The organism is Alicycliphilus sp. T452, from assembly GCF_054512775.1.
In genome coordinates, this window is record NZ_JBTNEH010000049.1 from 1 (window position 1) to 7,425 (window position 7,425).

General features: G+C 71.4%; 5 protein-coding genes and 2 pseudogenes. 4 read left to right on the top strand and 3 right to left on the bottom strand.

Annotated features, from left to right (window positions below):
* The 3 genes and pseudogenes from ACX12L_RS22515 to ACX12L_RS22525 all read right to left on the bottom strand — a co-directional run.
* Window positions 1-139, bottom strand: a pseudogene (locus tag ACX12L_RS22515) (electron transfer flavoprotein subunit beta/FixA family protein); the annotation flags it as partial.
* A gap of 163 nt (window positions 140-302) precedes the next feature.
* A complete protein-coding gene (locus ACX12L_RS22520) occupies window positions 303-1,091 on the bottom strand; it encodes an enoyl-CoA hydratase (RefSeq protein WP_459264527.1) in 789 nt (262 codons plus the stop codon).
* An 11-nt stretch (window positions 1,092-1,102) separates the two neighbouring features.
* Entirely contained in the window at window positions 1,103-2,062 is a 960-nt protein-coding gene (locus ACX12L_RS22525) for a histone deacetylase family protein (protein ID WP_459264528.1), read from the bottom strand.
* 38 nt (window positions 2,063-2,100) lie between these two features.
* On the opposite strand from ACX12L_RS22525, the gene ACX12L_RS22530 reads away from it, so the two are divergent.
* From ACX12L_RS22530 to mltB, 4 genes and pseudogenes are all read left to right on the top strand, one after another.
* Window positions 2,101-3,021, top strand: coding sequence for an AAA family ATPase (locus ACX12L_RS22530; protein WP_459264529.1), 921 nt, complete (start codon window positions 2,101-2,103; stop codon window positions 3,019-3,021).
* Entirely contained in the window at window positions 3,021-4,040 is a 1,020-nt protein-coding gene (locus ACX12L_RS22535) for a DUF58 domain-containing protein (RefSeq protein ID WP_459264530.1), read from the top strand. The genes ACX12L_RS22530 and ACX12L_RS22535 overlap by 1 nt, the downstream gene beginning before the upstream one ends.
* Window positions 4,041-4,072: 32 nt before the next feature.
* Window positions 4,073-6,177 (top strand): annotated as a pseudogene (locus ACX12L_RS22540) (transglutaminase family protein).
* Window positions 6,174-7,274: a lytic murein transglycosylase B gene (mltB, locus tag ACX12L_RS22545; protein ID WP_459264531.1), complete on the top strand. Its 1,101-nt coding sequence runs from the start codon at window positions 6,174-6,176 to the stop codon at window positions 7,272-7,274. Before ACX12L_RS22540 ends, mltB begins: the two are co-directional and overlap by 4 nt.
* The last annotated feature ends 151 nt before the right edge of the window (window positions 7,275-7,425 follow it).

Below are 7,425 nucleotides of genomic sequence, written 5' to 3' on the forward strand. Positions count from 1 at the left end.
CGGCTTCCTCGACGGCGATTTCGTCGAAGGGGTTCATGCTCATCTTCACGTTGGCGATGTCTACGCCCGTGCCGTCCGATTTCACCCGGACTTTCACGTTGTAGTCCACCACGCGCTTGACGGGGACCAAGATCTTCATTGCTGCGGCTCCTTCGATGGTTGATTGATTTGACGTTTACGTAGACCGGGGGATTCTATTGCGCACCACATCATGCCTGGCAGTCGCAGTGCCCGCAGCACAGAAGTGAACGGTCGTTCTTTTCGGCGGATTATGCCAGCACGCCCATGGAGCCGGCCACCGGTCAGGGCCGTTTCCAGGCGGGCTGGCGCTTTTCGGCGAACGCGCGCGCGCCCTCCTGCGCGGCCTCGTCCATCATGTTGGCGGCCATGGCCTGCCCGGCGATCTGGTAGGCGGCGTCGATACCCAGCTCGCGCTGCTGGTACACCAGGGCCTTGCCCATGGCCACGGCCGTGCGGGGCTTCTGCAGGATGGAGCGCACCAGCGCCTGCACCTCGGCGTCCAGCGCCTCGGGCGGCGCCACGCGGTTGACCAGCCCCTCGGCGAGAGCGGTGCGCGCGTCGATGAAGTCGCCCGTGAGCAGCATCTCCATGGCCCGCTTGGCCGGCACGTTGCGCACCAGGGGTACGCTGGGCGTGGCGCAGAACAGGCCGTAGTGGATGCCGCTGGTGGCGAAGCTGGCCGCCTCGCTGGCCACGGCCAGGTCGCACTGCGCCACGAGCTGGCAGCCCGCCGCCGTGGCCATGCCGTGCACGCGCGCGATGACCGGCACGGGCAGCCTGTGGATGGCGAGCATCACGCGGCTGCAGCGGGCGAACAGGTCCTGGTACCAGGCCAGGTCGGGGTGCTGCGCCATGTCCTTGAGGTTGTGGCCCGCGCAGAAGGCCTTGCCCGCGGCGGCCAGCACCACCACGCGCGCGCCCTCGTCCTGCGCCACCCCGTCGAGCGCGCGCTGCAGGGCGGCGAGCATTTCATGGCCCAGCGCGTTGAAGCGCGCGGGGTCGTTCAGCGTGAGCGTGACCACGCCGCGCGCGTCGCGCGCCACGTGCACCAGATCAGGGCAATCCGGCATCGTTTTCTCCATCACAGGTCCGCGAGCACGCGCACATGCGCCTCCACGCTGCGCGCCAGCGGCCCCATCACGTAGCCGCCCTCCAGGCAGGAGACGATGCGCTTGCTGGAAAAGCGCCGCGCCACGTCCTTGATGCGCATGGTGATCCAGGCGTAGTCCTGCTCGGTCAGGCCCAGCTGGCCCATGTCGTCCTCGCGGTGCGCGTCGAAGCCCGCGCTGATGAAGATCATCTCGGGCTTGAATTCCTCCAGGCGCGGGATCCACATCATCTCGACGATGTCGCGCACGTCCATGCCCTTGGTGTAGGCGGGCACGGGCACGTTGAGCATGTTGGGCGCGGGGTCCTGGTCGCCGCAGTACGGGTAGAACGGGTGCTGGAAGATGCTGACCATGAGCGCGCGCGGGTCGCCCGCCAGGATGTCCTCCGTGCCGTTGCCATGGTGCACGTCGAAGTCCACCACGGCCACGCGCTTGAGGTTGTGGCGCTGCAGCGCGTACTTGGCGGCGACGGCCACGTTGTTGAAGAAGCAGAAGCCCATGGCCTTGGAGCGCGTGGCGTGGTGGCCCGGCGGGCGCACGCAGCAGAAGGCGTTCTCCAGCTCGCCGGCCAGCACCGCGTCGGTGGCCTCCAGGGCCGCGCCGGCGGCGCGCAGGGCCGCCGTCCAGGTGTAGCGGTTCATGGCGGTGTCGGTATCGAGCTGCGTGAGGGGGGAGCCGCCCGCGTCCTCCTCCTCGATGAGCATGTCGGACAGGCCGCGCAGCGCGGCTATGTGCATGCGGTCGTGCGCCAGCTCGATGTCGGCCAGCGAGGCCAGCGGGGCCTCGCGGTGCTCCAGCGCGTCGGCCACGCCGCTCACCAGCAGGCGGTCCTCGATGGCGTCCAGCCGCCCCGGGCATTCGGGGTGCCCTGGTCCCATTTCGTGCTTGCGGCAATCGCGATGGGTGTAATAGCCCGTCTTGCTCACAGTCATTCCCCTGTGTCTCGTTTGTTTTCGGATAACGTCAGGCCATGCACGCACAGCACAAGATCCAGTCGCTTTTGAATCAGCTTAACACGGTGATCACCGGGAAAAGCTTACAAATCCAGGACTGCGTGACCTGCCTGCTCGCGGGCGGCCACCTGCTGATCGAGGACGTTCCCGGCGTGGGCAAGACCACGCTGGCCCATGCGCTGGCGCGCACCTTCGGACTGTCGTTCACGCGCGTGCAGTTCACGTCCGACCTGATGCCCAGCGACCTCACGGGCGTGTCGGTGTACGAGCGCGGCACGGAGGACTTCCGCTTCCACCCCGGCCCCGTGTTCACGCAGGTGCTGCTGGCCGACGAGATCAACCGCGCCAGCCCCAAGACGCAGAGCGCGCTGCTCGAAGCCATGGAAGAGAAGCAGGTCTCGGTGGAGGGCGCCACGCGCCCCCTGCCCCAGCCCTTCTTCGTGATCGCCACGCAGAACCCGTACGACCAGCTGGGCACCTTCCTGCTGCCCGAGAGCCAGCTCGACCGCTTCCTGATGCGCATCTCGCTGGGCTACCCCGACCGCGCCTCCGAGCGCCTGCTGCTGGCCGGCGGCGACCGCCGCGACATGCTGGCCGGCCTGCCGCCGCTGCTGTCGCTCGATGAACTGGCCGCGCTGCAGCGGCAGGTACTGGCCGTGCACACGGCCGGGCCGCTGCTCGACTACGTGCAGGACCTGGTCGCCGCCACGCGCTCGGGCCGCTGGTTCGTGCAGGGCCTGTCGCCGCGCGCGGGCATCGCCCTGGTGCGCGCAGCCAAGGCCCAGGCGCTCATCGAGGGGCGCGACTACGTGGCGCCCGACGACGTGCAGGCCGTCCTGCCGCAGACCATCGCCCACCGCCTGCTGCCCGTGGGCGAAGCCGGGCGCGGCAGCGTGGAACAGGTGCGCGCCATGGTCGAGTCCATCCCTCTGCCCTGATGCCCCCCACGCTGGAACAGGCCGCGCGCCCCGCGGCCGCCACGCCGCAACCAGCGCCCTGGGCAGGCGCTAAGGAGCGCTGGCGGCGCTGGTGGAGCGCGCGCCTGCCGCGCACCGACACGCTCGCGCTGACCCAGCGCAACGTCTACATCCTGCCCACGGCCGCGGGCTGGATGCTGGCGCTCACGCTGTTCGTGCTGCTGGTGGCCTCCATCAACTTCCAGCTCAACCTGGGGTACCTGCTGACCTTCCTGCTGGCCGGCAGCGCCATGGTCGGCGTGCACCTGTGCCACGCCACGCTGCGCGGCCTGACGCTGCGCCTGCTCGCCCCCGAGCCGCAGTTCCTCGGCGCGGCGGCGCCGCTGCAGGTGCAGCTGAACAGCGGCGCGCGCACGACGCGCTACGGCATAGGCGTGGCCGTGCGCGCGGGCGCCCGGGAGTGGGCCTGGACCGACGTGCCGGCCCAGGGCATCGCCACCGTGCAGGTGGCCTTCCGGCCCGAGCGGCGCGGCCTGCAGGGCGTGCCCACGCTGATGCTGGAGACGCGCTACCCGCTGGGCACCTTCCGCGTCTGGGCGCTGTGGCGGCCCGCGGCACAGGTGCTGGTCTACCCCCGGCCCGAAACCCCCGCGCCGCCGCTGCCGCCGGGCGAGCCGCGCGCGGGCGCGGGCCAGGCCCCGGCGCATGGCATGGGCGAATACGACGGCGCGCGCGCCTACCGGCGCGGCGACCCGCTCAGGCTCGTGCTCTGGAAAAAGGCCGCCCGGTCGATGGCCACGGGCACGCACGGCCTCGTCAGCCGCGACACCCAGGAGGCGCAGCGCCACGCGCTGTGGCTGGACTGGAGCGCCACCGGGCTCGCGGCGCCCGAGGCGCGCCTGTCGCGCCTGACCGCCTGGGTGCTGCAGGCCGACCGCCTGGGCGTGGCCTATGGCCTGCGCCTGCCCGGCCGGCAGATCGCGCCGGACAGCGGCGCCGCGCACCGGCGCCGCTGCCTGGAGGCCCTGGCGCTGTGCTGACCCATTTTTCAACCAGATCGGCCTCAAGCCCAATGCCAGCAAGCGCTAGCAGCTGCATATCGAATAGCGGGGGCCAGCCATGAACCTGGCCGGCCGCCTCGCCCGCCTGCCGCGCGAGGCGCGCGACACGCTGTTCCTGCTGGCCGTCGTGGCCTGCTGCATCGCGCCGCTGGCCGCCCACATACCGCCCTGGGCCAGCGCGATGGCGGCCACGCTGCTGGCCTGGCGCGGCTGGCTGGCCGGCAGCGGGCGGCCCCTGCCCGCGCGCCGGGTCACGGCCGTGCTGCTGGTGCTGGCGGTGCTGCTCACGCTGCTGTCGCACCGGACCATCGTAGGGCGCGACGCGGGTGTGACGCTCATCGTCATGCTGCTGGCGCTCAAGACGCTGGAGCTGCGCGCGCGGCGCGATGCCATGGTGGTGTTCTTCCTGGGCTTTTTCACGCTGCTGGCCAACTTCTTCTTCTCGCAGTCCCTGCCCACGGCCGCCGCCATGCTGGTGGCGCTGCTGGGGCTGCTTACCGCCCTGGTTAACGCCCACATGCCCGTGGGCCGGCCGCCGCTCGCGCTCGCCATGCGCACGGCCGGGCGCATGGCGCTGCTGGGCGCGCCCATCATGGTGCTGCTGTTCGTGCTGTTCCCGCGCATGGCGCCGCTGTGGGGCATGCCCGCGGACAAGCCCGGCGCGCGCAGCGGCCTGTCGGGGCAGATGCGCATCGGCAGCATGGCATCGCTGGTGCTGGACGATTCCGTCGCCCTGCGCGTGCGCTTCGACACGCCCGGGGGAGAGCCCCCGCCGCCGGGCCAGCTGTACTTCCGCGGCCCGGTGCTCACGGCCTTCGACGGGCGCGACTGGTTCGCCCTGTCCCAGCCCGAGGCGCAGGCCATCGCCTGGGCCCGGCCCAGCCCGGCCCAGCTGCGCGTGCAGGGCCCGCCGCTGCGCTACGAGCTCACGCTGGAGCCGCACCAGCGCCCCTGGCTGCTCACGCTGGACGCGGCCAGGGCCGCGCCCGCGCTGCCGCCGGGCCAGTGGGCCCAGATGTCGCCCGAGCTGCAGTGGAGCGCCAGCCGCCCCGTCACCGGCGTGCTGCGCTACCGCGCCGAGAGCCACCTGCGCTTCACCCACGGCCCGCTGCGGCGCACGCCCGAGATGCGCGCCTACGTGCAGCTGCCCGCCGGCCTGAACCCGCGCACCCTGGCCCTGGCGCGGCAGATGCAGGCCGACCGGCAGCTGGCCGGCGGCGGCGCCCAGGCCCTCGTGGACGCCGCCCTGCAGCGGCTACGCACAGGCGGCTACCACTACACGCTGGACCCCGGCGTGTATGGGGGCGAGCACACGGCCGACGAGTTCTGGTTCGACCGCAAGGAGGGCTTCTGCGAGCACATCGCCTCGGCCTTCGTGGTGCTGATGCGCGCCATGGACGTGCCCGCGCGCATCGTCACCGGCTACCAGGGGGGCGAGCTCAACGCCATCGACGGCTACTGGACGGTGCGCCAGAGCGACGCCCACGCCTGGACCGAGGTCTGGATGGAAGGCCGCGGCTGGGTGCGCGTGGACCCCACGGGCGCCGTCTCCCCGGGCCGCATCGGCCAGCTGCAGCGCCTGCAGGCGCCGCGCGGCGTGTTCGGCACGGCCGTGGGCGCGGTCGTCAGCCCCATGCTGCTGCAGGACCTGCGCGCCGTCTGGGAGGCGGTGAACAACGGCTGGAACCAATGGGTGCTCAACTACACCCAGGGGCGCCAGCTCGACCTGCTCAGAGCGCTGGGCCTGCAGTCGCCCGGCTGGCAGGACCTGGTGCGCCTGATGGGCCTGCTGGTCTGCGCGGCCGCCGTCATGGGCCTGGGCTGGGCGCTGTGGGAACGCCGCCGCCAGGACCCCTGGCAGCGCCTGCTGCAGCAGGCGCGCCAGCGCCTTGCGCGCGCCGGCCTGCCCCTGCCGCCCCACCTGCCGCCGCGCGGCATGGCCGCGCAGGCGCGCGCCCGGCTGGGCCCGAGCGCCGAGGACGCCGCGCAGTGGCTGCTGCGCCTGGAGCAGGCCCGCTACGCCCCGCATCCCGCTGCCGCCCTGCCCCGGCTGCGGCGCGAGCTCGCCCGCCTGCGCTGGCCCGCGGCACAATCGCGCGACACAGGCACGCCATGATATCCCTGACCGTAAAAACTATTCTTTTGATAGCTGCAAGCGCTTTATCAATGGGCGCTACAGCCAAAAATGACCACAAGAAACACGTCGCCAAGGCTGCGCCCGCCCAGCACTATGCCCAGCGCGCAGAGGCCATGCGGTTCGCCGACGACCTGGCCGAGCGCCGCGGCCTGGACCGCGAATGGGTGCGCCAGGCCATAGGCCAGGCCCGGCTGCTGCGCGAGGTGCCACGCCTGGTGCTGCCGCCCGCCAAAGGCACACCGAAGAACTGGGCCGCCTACCGCGCGCGCTTCGTCGAGCCCGTGCGCATACGCGCCGGCCTGCGCTTCTGGCAGGACAACGCCGAGACCCTGGAGCGGGCCGAGCGCGAATATGGCGTGCCCGCCGAGATCATCGTCGGCATCATTGGCGTGGAGACCCTCTACGGCCAGCACATGGGCGGCTACCGCGTGATCGACGCGCTGGCCACGCTGAGCTTCGACTTCCCCGACGCCCACCCGCGCGCGGCCGAGCGGCGCGCCTTCTTCCAGCGCGAGCTCGAACAGTTCCTGACCCTCATGGACCGCACCGGCATCGACCCGCACGACCCGCGCGGCAGCTACGCCGGCGCCATGGGCATGGGCCAGTTCATGCCGTCGAGCTGGACGCGCTGGGCCGTGGACTTCGACGGCGACGGCCGCATCGACCTGTGGCGCAGCGCGCAGGACGCCATAGGCTCGGTGGCCAACTACTTCGTGGGCCATGGCTGGACGGCCGGCATGCCCACGCACTACGCCGTGCAGTTCGACACCGCCGGCCTGCAGCTGGACGAACTGCTCGCCCCCGACATCCTGCCCACCTTCAGCGCCGCCGGCATGGCGGCCAAGGGCGCGCAGGTACAGGGCGAAGGCGCACGGCACACGGGCCCGCTGGCCCTGGTGGAGCTGCAGAACGGCGCCGACGCCCCCAGCTACGTGGCCGGCACGGAGAACTTCTACGCCGTCACGCGCTACAACTGGTCGAGCTACTACGCCATGGCGGTGATCGAGCTGGGCAAGACTGTGGCGGCTGCACGCAGGCGCGCAGCGCCACGGGGGACTGTTTCACCTCACGCCTAAGAACCTGTTCAAAGGATGCGCTAGCAGGCCGTTGAAGTACCGCCGATGAACGCGAGTTTCGCCATGGAAGTTCGGCTCGGCAAGGTGATCCAGTGTTCAGGCATGACCCGAACGCGCCCGATGAGCTCTTTGTCAGCCATTGATGCGATAG